The sequence below is a fragment of the Mesorhizobium sp. CNPSo 4671 genome (assembly GCF_057784245.1).
Genome location: NZ_JBWLUW010000007.1, coordinates 262,667 through 277,056 on the forward strand (window position 1 = coordinate 262,667; position 14,390 = coordinate 277,056).

General features: G+C 64.3%; 16 protein-coding genes. 11 read left to right on the forward strand and 5 right to left on the reverse strand.

Going from position 1 to position 14,390, the window contains the following annotated elements:
• Window positions 1-17 precede the first annotated feature (17 nt).
• A complete protein-coding gene (locus AC04SF_RS21100) occupies window positions 18-1,052 on the forward strand; it encodes an L-idonate 5-dehydrogenase (protein WP_488479367.1) in 1,035 nt (344 codons plus the stop codon).
• Window positions 1,053-1,100: 48 nt separating this feature from the next.
• Window positions 1,101-2,120, forward strand: a complete 1,020-nt coding sequence (locus tag AC04SF_RS21105) for a LacI family DNA-binding transcriptional regulator (protein ID WP_244734438.1) — start codon at window positions 1,101-1,103, stop codon at window positions 2,118-2,120.
• 68 nt (window positions 2,121-2,188) lie between these two features.
• Here AC04SF_RS21105 and AC04SF_RS21110 read toward each other — a convergent pair whose 3' ends face one another.
• The 3 genes from AC04SF_RS21110 to AC04SF_RS21120 are packed head-to-tail and all read right to left on the reverse strand — an operon-like array spanning window position 2,189 to window position 5,870.
• Window positions 2,189-3,286, reverse strand: coding sequence for an ABC transporter substrate-binding protein (locus AC04SF_RS21110; RefSeq protein ID WP_096451060.1), 1,098 nt, complete (start codon window positions 3,284-3,286; stop codon window positions 2,189-2,191).
• Window positions 3,287-3,299: 13 nt separating this feature from the next.
• The gene (locus AC04SF_RS21115; protein WP_488479368.1) at window positions 3,300-4,367 is read right to left on the reverse strand and encodes an ABC transporter permease; all 1,068 of its coding nucleotides are present in this window, start codon (window positions 4,365-4,367) and stop codon (window positions 3,300-3,302) included.
• Between the two features lie 9 nt (window positions 4,368-4,376).
• A complete protein-coding gene (locus tag AC04SF_RS21120; protein WP_096451056.1) occupies window positions 4,377-5,870 on the reverse strand; it encodes a sugar ABC transporter ATP-binding protein in 1,494 nt (497 codons plus the stop codon).
• Between the two features lie 131 nt (window positions 5,871-6,001).
• Here AC04SF_RS21120 and AC04SF_RS21125 point away from each other — a divergent pair, with 131 nt between their 5' ends.
• Window positions 6,002-6,925 carry an SMP-30/gluconolactonase/LRE family protein gene (locus tag AC04SF_RS21125; RefSeq protein ID WP_488479369.1) on the forward strand — a complete coding sequence of 308 codons (924 nt, stop codon included), beginning with the start codon at window positions 6,002-6,004 and terminating at the stop codon, window positions 6,923-6,925.
• A gap of 41 nt (window positions 6,926-6,966) precedes the next feature.
• On the opposite strand, the gene AC04SF_RS21130 is transcribed toward AC04SF_RS21125, so the two are convergent.
• Window positions 6,967-7,884, reverse strand: coding sequence for a polyprenyl synthetase family protein (locus AC04SF_RS21130; protein ID WP_488479370.1), 918 nt, complete (start codon window positions 7,882-7,884; stop codon window positions 6,967-6,969).
• 223 nt (window positions 7,885-8,107) lie between these two features.
• Between AC04SF_RS21130 and AC04SF_RS21135 the strand changes: the two genes are divergently transcribed.
• The 8 genes from AC04SF_RS21135 (at window position 8,108) to AC04SF_RS21170 (ending at window position 13,908) form a co-directional block, all read left to right on the forward strand.
• Window positions 8,108-8,869: a biosynthetic peptidoglycan transglycosylase gene (locus AC04SF_RS21135; protein ID WP_095201238.1), complete on the forward strand. Its 762-nt coding sequence runs from the start codon at window positions 8,108-8,110 to the stop codon at window positions 8,867-8,869.
• A 140-nt stretch (window positions 8,870-9,009) separates the two neighbouring features.
• On the forward strand, window positions 9,010-9,192 hold the full coding sequence (gene rpmF / locus AC04SF_RS21140) for a 50S ribosomal protein L32 (protein ID WP_008834724.1): 183 nt from the start codon (window positions 9,010-9,012) through the stop codon (window positions 9,190-9,192).
• 366 nt (window positions 9,193-9,558) lie between these two features.
• Window positions 9,559-10,065 (forward strand): Lrp/AsnC family transcriptional regulator, encoded by a 507-nt coding sequence (locus tag AC04SF_RS21145; RefSeq protein ID WP_488479371.1) that lies wholly within the window; start codon window positions 9,559-9,561, stop codon window positions 10,063-10,065.
• 7 nt (window positions 10,066-10,072) lie between these two features.
• Window positions 10,073-10,930, forward strand: coding sequence for a transporter substrate-binding domain-containing protein (locus AC04SF_RS21150; protein ID WP_488479372.1), 858 nt, complete (start codon window positions 10,073-10,075; stop codon window positions 10,928-10,930).
• A 103-nt stretch (window positions 10,931-11,033) separates the two neighbouring features.
• On the forward strand, window positions 11,034-11,693 hold the full coding sequence (locus AC04SF_RS21155; RefSeq protein WP_488479373.1) for an amino acid ABC transporter permease: 660 nt from the start codon (window positions 11,034-11,036) through the stop codon (window positions 11,691-11,693).
• On the forward strand, window positions 11,690-12,364 hold the full coding sequence (locus tag AC04SF_RS21160) for an amino acid ABC transporter permease (RefSeq protein WP_488479374.1): 675 nt from the start codon (window positions 11,690-11,692) through the stop codon (window positions 12,362-12,364). The genes AC04SF_RS21155 and AC04SF_RS21160 overlap by 4 nt, the downstream gene beginning before the upstream one ends.
• A gap of 32 nt (window positions 12,365-12,396) precedes the next feature.
• The gene (locus AC04SF_RS21165; RefSeq protein ID WP_488479375.1) at window positions 12,397-13,350 is read left to right on the forward strand and encodes an agmatinase; all 954 of its coding nucleotides are present in this window, start codon (window positions 12,397-12,399) and stop codon (window positions 13,348-13,350) included.
• Window positions 13,351-13,506: 156 nt separating this feature from the next.
• On the forward strand, window positions 13,507-13,908 hold the full coding sequence (locus tag AC04SF_RS21170; RefSeq protein WP_064981146.1) for a hypothetical protein: 402 nt from the start codon (window positions 13,507-13,509) through the stop codon (window positions 13,906-13,908).
• Window positions 13,909-13,912: 4 nt separating this feature from the next.
• Here AC04SF_RS21170 and AC04SF_RS21175 read toward each other — a convergent pair whose 3' ends face one another.
• Window positions 13,913-14,344, reverse strand: a complete 432-nt coding sequence (locus tag AC04SF_RS21175) for a GlcG/HbpS family heme-binding protein (protein ID WP_488479376.1) — start codon at window positions 14,342-14,344, stop codon at window positions 13,913-13,915.
• Between the last annotated feature and the right edge of the window lie 46 nt (window positions 14,345-14,390).

Sequence of the window (14,390 nt, forward strand, 5' to 3'; positions counted from 1 at the left end):
CGAGGAGCTCGCCTGCCATGAAGTCGATCGTCATCCATGCCGCCAAGGATTTGCGCATCGAGGACCGCCCGGCCGAGAAGCCGGGAGCGGGCCAGGTGCTGCTGCGTCTCGCCGCCGGCGGCATCTGCGGCAGCGACCTGCACTATTACAATCACGGCGGCTTCGGAACGGTGCGGCTCAAGGAGCCGATGATCCTCGGCCACGAGGTCTCCGGCGTCATCGAAAAGCTTGGGTCCGGCGTCGGCGGGCTGCAGCCTGGCCAGCTGGTCGCGGTCTCGCCGTCGCGGCCCTGCTACAGCTGCCGCTACTGCCGCGAAGGGATACACAACCAGTGCCTCAACATGCGCTTCTACGGCAGCGCCATGCCATTCCCGCATATACAGGGCGCGTTCCGCGAAATGCTGGTGGCGGACGCGCTGCAATGCGTGCCGGCGGACGGGTTGAGCGCCGGCGAGGCGGCGATGGCCGAGCCGCTGGCGGTCTGTCTCCACGCGACGCGCAGGGCGGGCGAGATGCTGGGCAAGCGCGTGCTGGTGACCGGCTGCGGGCCGATCGGCCTGTTGTCTATCCTCAGCGCACGGCGTGCCGGCGCCGCCGAGATCGTCGCCGTCGACATCACCGATTTTACGCTGGCGATGGCGGTCCGGGCCGGGGCCGACAAGACGATCAACACGCGGATCGACCCGGAAGGGCTCGCCCCCCATCTCGCCGACAAGGGCACGTTCGACATCCTCTATGAATGCTCGGGGGCCGCCGCGGCGCTGGCGCAAGGCATCGCGGCGCTGCGCCCGCGCGGCACCATCGTCCAGCTAGGCCTCGGCGGCGCTGAGATGGCCCTGCCGATGTCAGCGGTTACCACCAAGGAACTGTCGATCAACGGGTCGTTCCGCTTCCATCCGGAATTCGCCGTAGGTGTCGAGCTGATGCGCAAGGGACTGATCGACGTGAAGCCGCTGATCACCCACACCGTGGCCTGCGACGAAGCCTTGTCCGGCTTTGAACTCGCCAATGACCGCAGCCAGGCGATGAAGGTCCAGATCGCCTTCTCGTGAGCCGCGGCGGCGCGTTGCATTCCGCAGTGATATCGATAACGTATGGCCATGCAGCCTTCGTCAAAACGCCCGACCATGGCCGATGTCGCGCATCGCGCCAACGTCTCGACAATGACAGTGTCGCGCGCCTTCAAACGCGATACCTCCATCAGCGCCGACACGCGCGACCGGATCATAAGGGCGGCGGACGAGCTCGGCTATGTCTTCGACAGCATCGCCGCCAACCTGTCGTCGCGCCGGTCCGGTTTCGTCGCGGTGACGATCCCTTCGATCAATAACGCCAATTTCGCCGACACTGTGCGCGGCATGACCGAGGGCCTGCGCGACAGCGGGCTGGAGATCCTGCTCGGCTTCACCGACTACAATGTCGAGGAGGAGGAGCGGCTGGTCGGCCAGTTGCTCAGGCGGCGGCCGGAAGCGATCATCGTCACCGGTGGCCGGCATACGCCACGCTGCCGCAAGATGCTGGAGAATGCCGGCGTGCCGGTGGTGGAGACCTGGGACCTGCCGGAGGATCCGATCGGTCACGTCGTCGGCTTCTCCAACGCCGAGGCCGGGCGGCTGATGGTCGACCATTTCGTCGCGCGTGGCTATTCGAGGCTCGGCTTCATCGGCGGCGATACATCGCGCGACACGCGCGGCCTCGATCGCCGGCGCGGCTTCGTGGCGGCGCTGCAGGATAGAGGCCTCGACGCGTCGCGCGTCATCGCCTCGGGCGTGCCGCCGATTTCGATGCGCGAAGGCGCCATCGCCATGGTCGAAATGATCTCGCGCTGGCCGGACACGCAGGCGGTGATGTGCGTGTCGGACCTCTCGGCCTTCGGCGCGCTGATGGAATGCGTGCGACGCGGCATCCGCGTCCCCGAGGACGTCGCGATTGCCGGCTTCGGCGCCTATGACCTCGCCGAGCAGTCGGTGCCTTCGATCACCACGATCGATGTCGGCGCACATGAGATCGGTGTCAGGGTGGCCGAGCTGGTGCTCGACCTGCTCAACGATCGCCGCGCGGCCGACGACCGGGTGGTGGTGGGCATGACGCCCAAGGTGATCGTGCGCCACACGGCTTGAACTTTTGGAAGAAATGCAACGGCCGGCGGGATGACCGCCGGCCGTTGCCCGTTTATGTGCCGCGGAGCTTACTTGCCCCAGATCTTCTTGTATTGGTCGCGATAGCCGTTGCCCGGGTCGAAGCGGTTGTCCGGGCCGCCGTCGAATTCGACATTGTCCGATGTCACCACATGCAGCGGCGAGATGTAGCCCGACCATTTCTCGCCGGCCATGGCGCGGTTGAGCTCGTCGACGAGCTGCCAGCCCTGCAGGTTCAGCGGCTCGGCCACCGTCACTTTCTGGAACTGGCTGGAGCGGATGCGCTGGTAGGCGGATTCGGAACCATCGCCCGCCGCCACATTGATTGGCGCGTCGGTGCCCGACTTGCCGGCAGCCGCCAGCGACGGGCCCATGAAGTCGAAATAGAGATCGTTGATCGCCAGCGAATGGGTCCAGGCGTCGCCATATTTTTGCAGCAGCGAGGTGGTGAGCTGCGGCATGCGCTGTGAAGTCTCGGCGATCGGCGTGTCGACATATTCGAGCACCTTGCCGCCGAGATCCTCGATCTCCTTCTTCATCCGGTCCGCCTTGGCGATGGCGATCTGGTAGGTGGAATCGGTGAAGATGATGACGCCAGGCTTGCCCTTGGCGTCGACAAAGGCCCAGTCGGCCGCCGCCTTCGACACTTCCATCGGATCGGTCGAGACGTTGGCGATGATGCCGAGATCGTCGATCGGACCGACCGTCGGTGCCGCATGCCATGCCGCCATTGGGATCTTGGCCGCCTTCGCCTGCTCCATTGCCGGCTTCTGCTCGACGGCGTCGAAGCCGTTGATGATGATGCCGTCGGGATTAAGCGCCAGCGCCTGGCCGAAAGCCGCCGTGCGGCCGCCGATGGAGCCGGCGCCGTCAAGCGTCTTGACGGTCCAGCCGAGAGCCGCCGCTGCTTCCTCGACGCCCTTGGTGACGCCCAGTATGCCGCCGTTCTTCATGTCGGCGCCAAGCACCACGATGGTCTTGCCGGCGGCGCCCTTCGGTCCGGTCGTCGGGCCGTCCCATTTGTCGACCTTGCTGGCATATTTGTCGACGACGGCCTTGGCGTCGGCCATCGGGTCGGCCAGCGCGGTCGAGGCGATGCCGAGCGCCAAGCAGGCGACGCCGAGCTGAAGGACTGTTCTGCGATGCATGTTTCTTCTCCCATTAAGCATAGTCATTTGTCTTTGTTGGTTGGCTGGTGGCTGGTGGAGGCGGCACGACCGCGCCGCGGCGGCGCTGCGCGTAGCCGGCAATGCCGATGGCGACGAGCAAGGTGACGCCGTTGAACAGCGGCTCGACCCAGAACGAGCCGCCGAACTGCTGGATGCCGGAAATGCCGGCGGCGAGGATGACGACGCCGATGATCGTGCCCCAGACATTGACGCGGCCGGGCTTGATGGTGGTCGATCCGAGGAAGGCGCCGACCAGCGCCGGCAGCAGATATTCGAGGCCGACGCTGGCCTGGCCGATCCGTAGCTTCGAGGCGAGAAGCACGCCGCCCAGCGCGGTCAGCGCGCCGGAGGCGACGAAGGCGCCCATGACGAATTTCTGCACCGGTATGCCGTTGAGCGCGGCGGCCTTGGGGTTGGCGCCGATGGCGTAGAGGTAGCGGCCGATCGGCATGTATTCGAGCACAAGCCACATCGCCAGCGCCAGGACGATCACGTAGTAGCCGGTGATCGGCAGGCCGAACAGCATCGTGCCGTTGAGGGCGAGGAAGCCGTCGGGAAGCATGCCGACGACCTGGCGGCCGCCCGTGTACCACATGGCCAAGGCATAGAGCACGGTGCCGGTGCCGAGCGTGGCGATGAAGGAATCGATGCGCGCCACCTCGACCAGCAGGCCGTTGATGAAGCCGGTAACGACGCCGAGCAGGATGACGATGAGCACCGCGATCGGCCAGGGGACACCGAAGGCGGTCTGCAGGCTGATAGCCAATATATGCCAGAGCACAATGCCGTAGCCGACCGTCAGGTCGATGCGGCCCGAAGCCATGGGGATCATCGCCGCCAGCGACAAGAGCGCGATGATCGCCTTGTCGGAGATGATCGAGCGCAAATTGAGCAGTGTCGGGAAGGTGCGCGGCAAGAGCAGCGAGAACAGCAGGATAAGCAGCAACGTCAGGATCGGCAGGCCGTAGACCGGCAGATAGCGCGCCGCCTTCTGGCCAAAACTCAGCCCGGAGAGTTCCGAGCGGGTCGGCTCCAGCGCCGTCGATTTGATCGAGTTCATGGATCCTCCTCAGGCGGCTTCGGACACGGAGGCGGCATGGATGAGCGCCGCCGTCGTCAGGGCATCGCCGGCCAGTTCGCGCACGATGCGGTTGTGCGAAAAGACAAGGGCGCGATGGCAGATATGGGCGACCTCCTCGAAATCCGTGGACACGACGATGACCGCCAGCCCTGCCTCGACGGCCGCCGCGATCAGTCGGTAGATTTCTGCCTTGGCGCCGACATCGACGCCCGCCGTCGGATCCTCGGCGATCAGCAGCTTGCGGCCCGTCGCTAGCCAGCGGCCGACGACCACCTTCTGCTGGTTGCCGCCGGAGAGCGCCTCGATCGGCAGATGCGGGTCGTTTGGCCTCAGCCCCAGGCGCGCGCCGAGTTCCCGCGTCAGCTCGCTCTCTTGCGCCGGCTTCATGAAGGAGAAGAGCCCGCGGCCGACCGCCGACGGATTGAGGTACATGTTCTCGCGCACGGACAGCGACAGCGCCACCGACTCCTCGGTGCGGTCGCGCGCGATCAGGCCGACGCCGGCGGCAAGGGCCGCACCGACCGAGGACAGATCGAGGCGTTTGCCGTCGAGCGAAACAGCGCCGTCGAAAGGCTCGGCGCCAAACAGCGCGCGGCCGACCGCCTCCTGTCCTGCGCCGCGCAGGCCGACCAGACCGAGCAGTTCACCCGATCGCGCCTCGAAGCGAACCGGACCGACGCTACCGCAGCGCAGATCCTCGACCTTCAGCCGCTCGGGTCCGTCCTGCCAGCGCGACTTGGCGAACATTTGATGCGCCGGGCGGCCGACGATGAGATCGACCAGTTCCTGCGGCGTCGTCTCGGTGACGGGCTTGACCGCCACCATGCGGCCGTCGCGCATCACGGCGACACGGTCGGCGATGCGGAACACTTCGTCCAGCCGGTGCGAGACATAGATCATGCCGACACCGCGCTCGCGCAACGGCCGCAGCGCCTGGAACAGGCGTTCGACCTCATCCGCCGGCAGGCTTGCCGTCGGCTCGTCGAGCACCAGCACGTCGGCTTCGGTGGCGAGCGCGCGGGCGATGGCCACCAGCGATTTCTCGGTGCGGGAAAGATCCTGGACGCGCGTCGCCGGATCGAAGGCGCAGCCGACCAGCGCCAGCGCGCGCTCGGCACGACGCTCGGTGTCGCGCCAGTCGATCAGGCCCGAGCGGCGTGAAAAACCCTGCGCCATGCCAACATTCTCTGCCACCGTCATCCATTCGATGAGGCCGAGATCCTGATGGATGAAGGCGACCTTCTGCGGCTGGTTGGGCCGGGGCGGGCGGTGGTGATAGTCCTCGCCGCGAAAGCGGATCGCGCCCTGGTCGCGCCTGTAGATGCCGGCCAGCGTCTTGATCAGCGTCGACTTGCCGGCGCCGTTCTCGCCCAGCAGCGCGACGATCTCGCCCTCGTGGATGTCGAGCGAGACCGACTTCAACGCCAGGGTGCCGCCGAAGCGCTTGGAGATGTCAATGAATTCGATGAGCTTGGGCCGCATCTATGGCCCTCCCAAGCCAAGCAAACGGACTGAATTGGCGTCGATGTTATCGCTAACATTTTTGCAGGTCAAGTCTTGAAAATGGCTCGCCGCGAGGGCTATCGATAGACCGGTTTCGTGGAGGGCGAGGCATGTTCGCAGATATAGAAGGCGCGGGCTTCGAGGTTCTCGACGAGCGGTTCGAGAGCTGCTTCGTCGGCCATGTGGCGGTCGAGCGGCTGTGGACCGGAGGGCGCTGGTTGGAGGGTCCGGCCTGGTTCGCGGCCGGGCGGTATCTGGTGTTTTCGGACATCCCGAATGACCGCATCATGCGCTACGACGACACCAGCGGCGCCGTCTCGGTGTTTCGCGCACCGGCCTACAATGCCAATGGCAACACAGTCGATACTGAGGGGCGGCTGGTCACCTGCGAGCACCGGGCGCGGCGCGTCACCCGCACCGGGCATGACGGGTCGATCACGGTGATCGCCGACCGCTTCGAGGGCAAGCGGCTGAATTCGCCCAACGACGTGGTGGTGCGTTCGGACGGCACGGTGTGGTTTTCCGATCCGCCCTACGGCATCGCGACCGACTATGAGGGCGACCGCGCCGAGCAGGAGATCGAGGGTTGCCACGTTTACCGCGCCGACCCTGCAACGGGCGCAGTGACACGCGTCGTCTCGACGATGGCGAAGCCCAACGGCCTCGCCTTCTCGCCGGACGAAACCATCCTCTATGTCGGCGACACCGGCGTCACGCACCAGAAGGGCGGGCCACGGCACATCCGCAAGTTCGCCATCGAGAGCGGCGCGCTCAAGGAGCTCGGCGTCTTGGCGACCTGCACAGCCGGCTTGTTCGATGGGTTCAGGGTGGATCTATCAGGCCGCGTCTGGGCAGGTGCCGGCGACGGCGTCCATTGCTTCGACCCCGACGGCACGATGATCGGCAAGATCCGCATCCCGGAGACGGTGGCGAACCTCACTTTCGGCGGCGCCAAGCGAAACCGCCTGTTCATCACGGCGCGACAGTCGCTCTACGCGGTATATGTCGTGGCGAATGGCGCGGGGCGGGGATAGCCCTGCCTGTCCTGCCAGGCAGGCAAGTCCAGATCCAGAACTCAGCTGTTGCGCGTCGCGACGAAGGTCGCGGCTTCCTTCAGCAGCGCTGCCCTGTCGCCATAGGGCTCGAGCAGCGCGTGCGCCTGGCCGACAAGGCCGTGCAGCTGGCTGCGCGCCCAATTCGCGCCGTGCAGCGCCACCAGCGTTCCCTTGCCGGCGGCGGCGTCCTTGCCGGTCGCCTTGCCCATCTGGCTGGCGTCGGCGGTCAGGTCGAGCAGGTCGTCGGCAAGCTGGAAGGCAAGGCCGATCGCCGAGCCGAACTCGGCCAGCCTTTCGCGATCCTCGGCGGGAGCGCCGGCAATGATGGCGCCGGCCTCGCAGGCGAAGCGGATCAGCGCGCCGGTCTTCATCGCCTGCAGCCTTATGATGCCGGACTCGTCGGGCGGTGTCTGTTCGGCTTCGAGGTCGAGCTTCTGGCCGCCGACCATGCCGCCGGCGCCGGCGGCCCGGGCAAGCGCCAGCACCAGAGCAGCTCGCCGCTCCGCCGGCAGCACGGTCGCCTCATCGGCGATGATGTCGAAGGCCAGCGTCAGCAAAGCGTCGCCGGCCAGGATGGCGGTTGCCTCGTCGAAGGCCCTGTGCACGGTCGGCTGGCCGCGGCGCAGATCATCATCGTCCATCGCCGGCAGATCGTCATGGATCAGCGAATAGCAATGCACGCATTCAAGTGCCGCCGCCACGCGAAGTGCGGCTTCGCCATCGGCGGAAAACAGCGCGGCGCTCTCCATGACCAGGAACGGGCGCAGGCGCTTGCCGCCGTTCAGCACGCCATGGCGCATTGCCGCCATCAGCCGGTCGGGCCGCGCGATCTCGCCCGAAAGCGGGCGGTCGTCGAGCAACCGCCGCAGCAGCACCTCGACGGCTGCCGCCCGCCGGATGAGCGCCATTTCGAACGCCATTTCGTCGTCATTCGTCATGGCCGGGACCGGTAGCCGACACTCAGACGTTGCGCAAGAAGGCAAGCGCCATTATGCCGGAGCAGTAAGAGCCCGTTTGGAAACTCTACTCCTGCGGTCATCTGAAGGCTTTTTCTGCGCTTCCGGTGCTGACGTACTCAAATGTACGCTCCGCTCCGGTTCTCGAAAAACGCCGTCATATGACTCACAGGAGCGCGTTTCAAAACGAGCTCTCTGGCACGGGTTGGGCGGCTTGGCGGAACCGATCGTCGATCATGAAACCGAAAAGCTGGACATGGCGACGAGATCGCGAGGCGTGAACCGCCGCAATCTCAGGCGCTGGGTCCGGCGCGGTATCGTCGTGGCCGCCGTACTGGCGTTGATTCCGACGGTGCTGACCTTCCTTTACCTGCCGTCCTTCGTGCATCCGGTGTCGACGCTGATGCTGAAGGATCTGGCGACCTTCTCCGGCTATGACCGGCGCTGGGTGTCGATCGACGATGTGGCGCCGGTATTGGCCCATTCGGTCATCATGTCGGAGGATGGGCAATTCTGCTTTCACCGCGGTGTCGATCTCGGCGAATTGCGCGGCGTCGTCGACGATGCGCTGGCCGGCGAGGCGACGCGCGGCGCCTCGACCATCACCATGCAGACGGTGAAGAACCTTTTTCTCTGGTCGCGCCCGCTGGGCTCGGTGCGTAAGGTCGTCGAACTGCCGCTGGCTGTCTATTTCGACGCCGTGATGTCGAAACGCCGCATCATGGAAATCTATCTCAACATCGCCGAATGGGGGCCGGGCATCTATGGCATCGAGGCAGCGGCACAGCATCATTTCGGCATTTCGGCAAAACAGCTGTCGCGCCGGCAGGCCGCACTTCTTGCCGTCACCCTGCCCAATCCGATCGCCCGCAATCCGGCAAAGCCCGGGCCGGGCCTGAGACGGCTCGCCAATCTGATAGAGCGCAGGGCAGGTCGTTCCGGTGCTTATGTCGGCTGTCTCGAATAGCCGGCACAAAAAAGTTCATGGTAGCGCTGGCCAAAACGGCACAGGGCGTGTATAGGCACCCGACTTTCTCAGATTTAGGCCCCGACATGGCCCTTTCACGAGGGCGGGCGGGGCTTTTGACCATGTAGTGGAGCATATCCATGGCCGTTCCGAAACGCAAAACCTCTCCGTCCAAGCGCGGCATGCGCCGCTCGGCCGACGCCCTCAAGGCCCCGACCTATGTCGAGGACAAGAATTCCGGCGAAATGCGCCGCCCGCACCACATCGACTTGAAGACCGGCATGTATCGCGGTCGCCAGGTGCTGACCCCCAAGGAAAGCTGAGACCAGCTTTTCCCAAGGTTTGAGTTACAAAGGACCGGCCTCTGGCCGGTCCTTTTGCGTTTGGCGGTCCGATGGCTCGCTGCCTCCCGCATCTCAGCCGGCATCGTCGGCGCCTCCCGGCTTGATCCTGTTGCGCATGGTTTCGCCGCGCATCCTCCAGGCAAGGCCGGCCAGTTGTCTGTGCGGGCCTTCACAGGCTGATACCGGCCGACACGACTTTCCCTAAATCGAACTTCCCTAAATCGAACTGCTCGCCACCCGGGTTGCGCAGCCGTCATCCAGAGCACGATGTTTTCCGATCTGCATGGGCTTGCATGTGACGATTTCTTATGCAATTTTCAAAATATTAGTCGGAAATCGACATAAATGGGGAATTACATGTGGGATTTCGTCAGTACGAGTGATCTCGACGACACCGAACAGGCGGTGCTTTCCCAGCTCAAGGTCGACGGGCGGATGTCGAGCGTCGATATCGCCAAGCGCATCGGCGTTACCGAAGCGACGGTGCGGCGCAAAATGGCGCGTGTACTCGAGGACCCGGATATCTGCATCCAGGCGGTCGTGCGGCCCCTGCGCAGCGATGTCGGCATCGCGGCCATTGTCGGGCTCGATGTCGACCGCGAACACATCATCAGCGTTGCCCGCAGACTGTCCGAGTACTCGTTCGTCGACAGCGTCTACGCCATGACGGGACCGTTCGACATCATCATCCAGCTCACTTTGCCGTCGACGACCAGCCTGCACGACTTCCTGGTCGGCGAACTGGCGAACGTTCCCGGGATCAAGGATTCCGAGAGCTACATGATCGGCCGCGTGTTCAAGCACTCGGGCCGGGCTTACCAGCGCAGCAAAACCGAAGAAAAAAGAGGGTAACAAAAAAATGGGTGAGTTCTTTTCCGCATCGCGCCGCCGCGTCCTGTCTCTGCTTGCCGCCGCGCCGCTCTTCCTGTCCTTCGCATCCGCCGCTCATGCCGATGGGCTTGTCGACCAGATCAAGCAGCGCGGCACCATCGTCGTCGGTACCGAGGCCGCGTTCGAGCCGTTCGAGTTCGTCCGCGACGGCCAGATAGTCGGCTACAACAAGGACATTCTCGACTATGTCGTCAGCCAGCTCGGTGTGAAGCTCGACCAGCTCAACCTGCCGTTCCAGGGGCTGCTGCCGGGCTTGCTGGCCAAGAAGTTCGACCTGATGGCGACGTCGACCGGCATCAATGCCGAGCGAGCGGCGAAATATGCCTACACGCGGCCGACGGGCTCGTTCGAAAACGTCATCGTCGTGCGCGCCGACGAGGAGCGCATCAAGAAGCCGGAAGACATTAACGGCATGGTGGTGGCGACGCAGCTTGCCTCCTCCGTGCAGCCGATCATCGAGGCCTATGACAAGGAGCTCAAGGACAAGGGCGGCAAGGGTGTCGGCGAACTGAAACTGTTCACCTCCTTCCCCGAGACGCATGTCGCTCTCGCCTCCGGTCAAGTTGATGCCATTGTCATCGCCTCGCCTTCGGCGGCGGTGCTGATGAAGAACGTCCCCGACACCTACAGAGTGGTCGGCTCGATCGGCGAATTCTCCTATCTGTCCTGGGTGGTGCGGCCAGAGGACAAGGATTTGCGCGAATTCATCAATGCCAAGATCGGCGAGCTGAAGGACAGCGGCAAGCTGAAGGAACTGCAGCTGAAATGGTTTGGTTTCGAGATGAAGACGCCTGCCGAAGGTTATCTGCCGCCCGGCGCGCTCTGAGTTCTTTCGAGCCTTAAACGGGTCTGGCGCGGCGTGAGCGATGAGTTGCCGCGGCTATCGCCCGCGCCGACGCCAGACGATGCTCCTCCGTTCGAGTTGAAAAATGTTCCATTTTTCAAAGACGCTGACCTTCCTGCCGCAATTCCTGACTGGCGCCGGCATCACACTCGGTGTCTCGTTGCTGGGGTTCCTGGTCGGCACGCTGATCGGCTTCGGCCTGCTCGCCTGCGGCCGGTCGCACTGGCGCGTGCTCCGCTGGATCGGCGCGCTCTACACCAGCTTCATCCGCGGCACGCCGCTGATCGTGCAGATCTTCGTCGTCTATTATGTGCTGCCGGGCCTGGTCGGCATCGATCTGCCGCCGCTGCTAGCGGGTGTGCTGGCGCTCAGCTTCAACAGTGCGGCCTTCGTCGCCGAGATCCTGCGGGCCGGGCTGACGCGCATTCCCGCCGGCCAGTATGAAGCGGCCAAGGCGCTTGGCCTGAAGCCGGTGGTGACCTGGTTCAAGATCATCATGCCGCAGCTGTTCCGCGCCATCATTCCACCGATGGTCAACGAGTTCACCATGCTGGTGAAGGCGTCATCCATCCTGTCGGTGATCGCCGTGGTCGAGCTGACCCGCACCGCGCAGAACATCATGAACGTCACCTACCGACCGGTCGAGGCGTTCTGCGTCGCGGCGGTGCTGTATTTCATCGTGCTGTTCTCCTGCAGCCTGTTGACCCGGCATCTGGAGCGCAAGGCGAAAGGGGCGCGCGCATGACGTTCGACTTCTCCGTCATCGCGGACAATTGGCAGATCCTGGCCAAAGGTTTTGGCAACACGGTGTTGATGTGCACTGTGTCGCTGCCGCTCGGCTTCGCGCTTGGCGTCGTGCTGGCGCTGGTCAGGCTGCGGGGCGGGCGGCTGCCAACGGCAATCGTCTCGGCCTATGTCGAAATCTTCCGCAACATTCCGTTCCTGATCCAGATTTTCCTGTTGTTCTACGCCTTGCCGATGTTAGGCATCCGGCTTTCGCCGGTGGCGGTGTCGATCGGCGCGCTGTCGGCCTATGCCAGCGCCTATTCCGCCGAGATCATCAGAGGCGCGATCCAGTCCATCTCTTATGGCCAGGTCGAAGCAGGTTATGCGTTGGGGCTGCGCTACCTCACGATATTCCGAAAAATCCTCGTGCCGCAGGTGCTCGGCTATATCCTGCCGGCGGCCACCAACCTCACCATCACGCTGATCAAGGAATCGGCGATCCTGTCGGCGATCACCGTGCCCGAACTCACCTACATGGCCCAGAACATCATCGGCCGCACCTTCTCGCCGGTGGAGATCTTCACCGCCATCGCATTGCTGTACTGGGGGCTGACCGCCCTTGTGGCGGCGATCTCGCGCAGCCTGGAGCACAGGCTGCAGCCGCATCTCGCACCCCGCCGTGGCGCCTGATCCAAAAAGCCTTCAACACGAGAGGAGACCCCATGTCCAAACTCACCACCGCGCCGCGCGATGTCTTCCAGACATTCCTGAACTTCCCACTGGTCGAGGATCTCGACACGCTGAAGGCCGATGTCGCCATCATCGGCATGCCCTATGGCGATCCCTACACGATCGACGAGCTGATAAACGACCAGACCAATGCGCCGACGGCGGTGCGGCGCGCCTCGCAGCGCATCAGCCAGTCGCTCGACCGCTATGATTTCGACATCGGCGGGCCGGTCTTCGCCGGCCAGGACATCAAGGTGGTCGATGTCGGCGACGTGCCCGGCAATGCCGCCGATCATGTTGGGCACTACGGTCGAGCCGAAGCCGCGATCCGCAAGATCCTCGCCGCCGGCGCGCTGCCGATCACCATCGGCGGCGACCATGGCATTCCGATCCCGATCTTCCGGGCGCTCGACCGCGAAGGGCCGATCACGCTGGTGCAGCTCGACGCCCATCTCGACTGGCGCGACAATGTCAACGGCGTCAAGGAGGGCTATTCCAGCACCATCCGCCGGGCCTCGGAGATGGCGCATATCAAGGATATCTTCCAGGTAGGTGTTCGTGGCCAGGGCAGTGCGCGCACCGAGGAGGTGGAGGCGGCCCGCGCCTACGGCGCCAACATCATCACCACCAATGAATGGCAGGACATCGGCACCGCCGCGCTCCTGAAGCGCATTCCCGACGGCGGCCGCTACTATCTCACCATAGACGCCGACGGACTGGATCCGGCGGTCATGCCGGCGGTGGAAGGACCGCAGCCGGGCGGCATCAGCTACCGACAGACGATCGAGCTGATCCAGGGGCTGGTCGGCAAGGGCCGTCTCGTCGGCATGGACATCGTCGAGATCGCACCGGCGCGCGATGTCAACGATATCACTTCGATGACGGCGGGCCATATCATCCTCAACGTCATCGGCGCCGCCGTGCGCGCCGGTTACTTCAAGCGCTGAGCCCGCTATCTCACGCTTGCTCCATGTCAGCCGGGCAAACCGGCTGACATGGTTGTTGCATCCGGTCTTCGACCGTGTTTGCGGCTTTTTACGAAAAATCTTGACGGCGTGCCTGTGGCGCATTCTACAGAAGGTGCCCCCATATGGAGACGCCAGATGTTCGGTGCCGTCCCGCTTTTGATCGTGCCTTTCATTCTCTACAATCTCGGCCTGCTCGGAATTTTCGGCGGTGGTGATGATCCCTGGGCGAGCGAGATCTTCTCGTTCCGCATGATGTCGGGCGGGGTGTTTTCGATGACGCTCGGCGACCTGATGATACTGATCGGGCTGATCTTCCTGTTCCTCGAAATGGTGAAGTCGGCGCGCACGACCAGCGCCTCGATCATGGACCATCTCCTGTCGACGCTGGTCTTCGTCGCTTTCCTGGTCGAGTTCCTGCTGGTCAAGGGCGCGGCGCATTCCATCTTCTTCACGCTGATGATCATCGCGCTGTTCGATGTGATGGCCGGGTTCGCGGTGTCGATGCGATCGGCAAGCCGGGACATCAATCTCAACTAAGAACTCAGCCCGGATCGGCGGTGAAGCCGGCGGCCTCGATGCCGGCGATGGCCGCGGTCTCGTCATTGTCCGAGGTGTCGCCTGAAATGCCGACGGCGCCGACAATAGTGCCGGCCTTGTCGCGGATCAGCACGCCGCCGACCACCGGCAGCACGCGTCCGCCCGACACGTCGGAAATGCCGGCAACCAGATGCGGGCGCTCCTTGGCGAAGGCCTCGACCTTGCGCGAACCCATGCCGATGGCCAGCGCGCCATAGGCTTTGCCGGCCGACATTTGCGGGCGCAGGAACGAGGCACCGTCCTGGCGCTGGAAGGCGACGAGATGGCCGCCGGCGTCAAGCACCGAGACGCCCAGCGGCTTGAGCTTGAGATCGGCGCCCTTGGCGAAGGCGGCATCGATGATTTGCCGGGCTTTTTCGAGCGGCAGTGCGGTCATGGCAATCTCCTGTTGGAAAGGGACAATCATCGGCGGCCAGCCGGCC

Bases quoted from the DNA above. Each gene is read 5' to 3' on its own strand.
- AC04SF_RS21155 (WP_488479373.1), top strand. From the start codon at position 11,034: ATGTTCCATTTTTCAAAGACGCTGACCTTCCTGCCGCAATTCCTGACT.
- AC04SF_RS21145 (WP_488479371.1), top strand. From the start codon at position 9,559: ATGGGGAATTACATGTGGGATTTCGTCAGTACGAGTGATCTCGACGAC.
- AC04SF_RS21170 (WP_064981146.1), top strand. From the start codon at position 13,507: ATGTTCGGTGCCGTCCCGCTTTTGATCGTGCCTTTCATTCTCTACAAT.
- AC04SF_RS21150 (WP_488479372.1), top strand. From the start codon at position 10,073: ATGGGTGAGTTCTTTTCCGCATCGCGCCGCCGCGTCCTGTCTCTGCTT.
- AC04SF_RS21110 (WP_096451060.1), bottom strand. From the start codon at position 3,286: ATGCATCGCAGAACAGTCCTTCAGCTCGGCGTCGCCTGCTTGGCGCTC.
- AC04SF_RS21175 (WP_488479376.1), bottom strand. From the start codon at position 14,344: ATGACCGCACTGCCGCTCGAAAAAGCCCGGCAAATCATCGATGCCGCC.
- AC04SF_RS21125 (WP_488479369.1), top strand. From the start codon at position 6,002: ATGTTCGCAGATATAGAAGGCGCGGGCTTCGAGGTTCTCGACGAGCGG.
- AC04SF_RS21165 (WP_488479375.1), top strand. From the start codon at position 12,397: ATGTCCAAACTCACCACCGCGCCGCGCGATGTCTTCCAGACATTCCTG.
- AC04SF_RS21115 (WP_488479368.1), bottom strand. From the start codon at position 4,367: ATGAACTCGATCAAATCGACGGCGCTGGAGCCGACCCGCTCGGAACTC.
- AC04SF_RS21120 (WP_096451056.1), bottom strand. From the start codon at position 5,870: ATGCGGCCCAAGCTCATCGAATTCATTGACATCTCCAAGCGCTTCGGC.
- rpmF (WP_008834724.1), top strand. From the start codon at position 9,010: ATGGCCGTTCCGAAACGCAAAACCTCTCCGTCCAAGCGCGGCATGCGC.
- AC04SF_RS21130 (WP_488479370.1), bottom strand. From the start codon at position 7,884: ATGACGAATGACGACGAAATGGCGTTCGAAATGGCGCTCATCCGGCGG.
- AC04SF_RS21100 (WP_488479367.1), top strand. From the start codon at position 18: ATGAAGTCGATCGTCATCCATGCCGCCAAGGATTTGCGCATCGAGGAC.
- AC04SF_RS21105 (WP_244734438.1), top strand. From the start codon at position 1,101: ATGCAGCCTTCGTCAAAACGCCCGACCATGGCCGATGTCGCGCATCGC.
- AC04SF_RS21160 (WP_488479374.1), top strand. From the start codon at position 11,690: ATGACGTTCGACTTCTCCGTCATCGCGGACAATTGGCAGATCCTGGCC.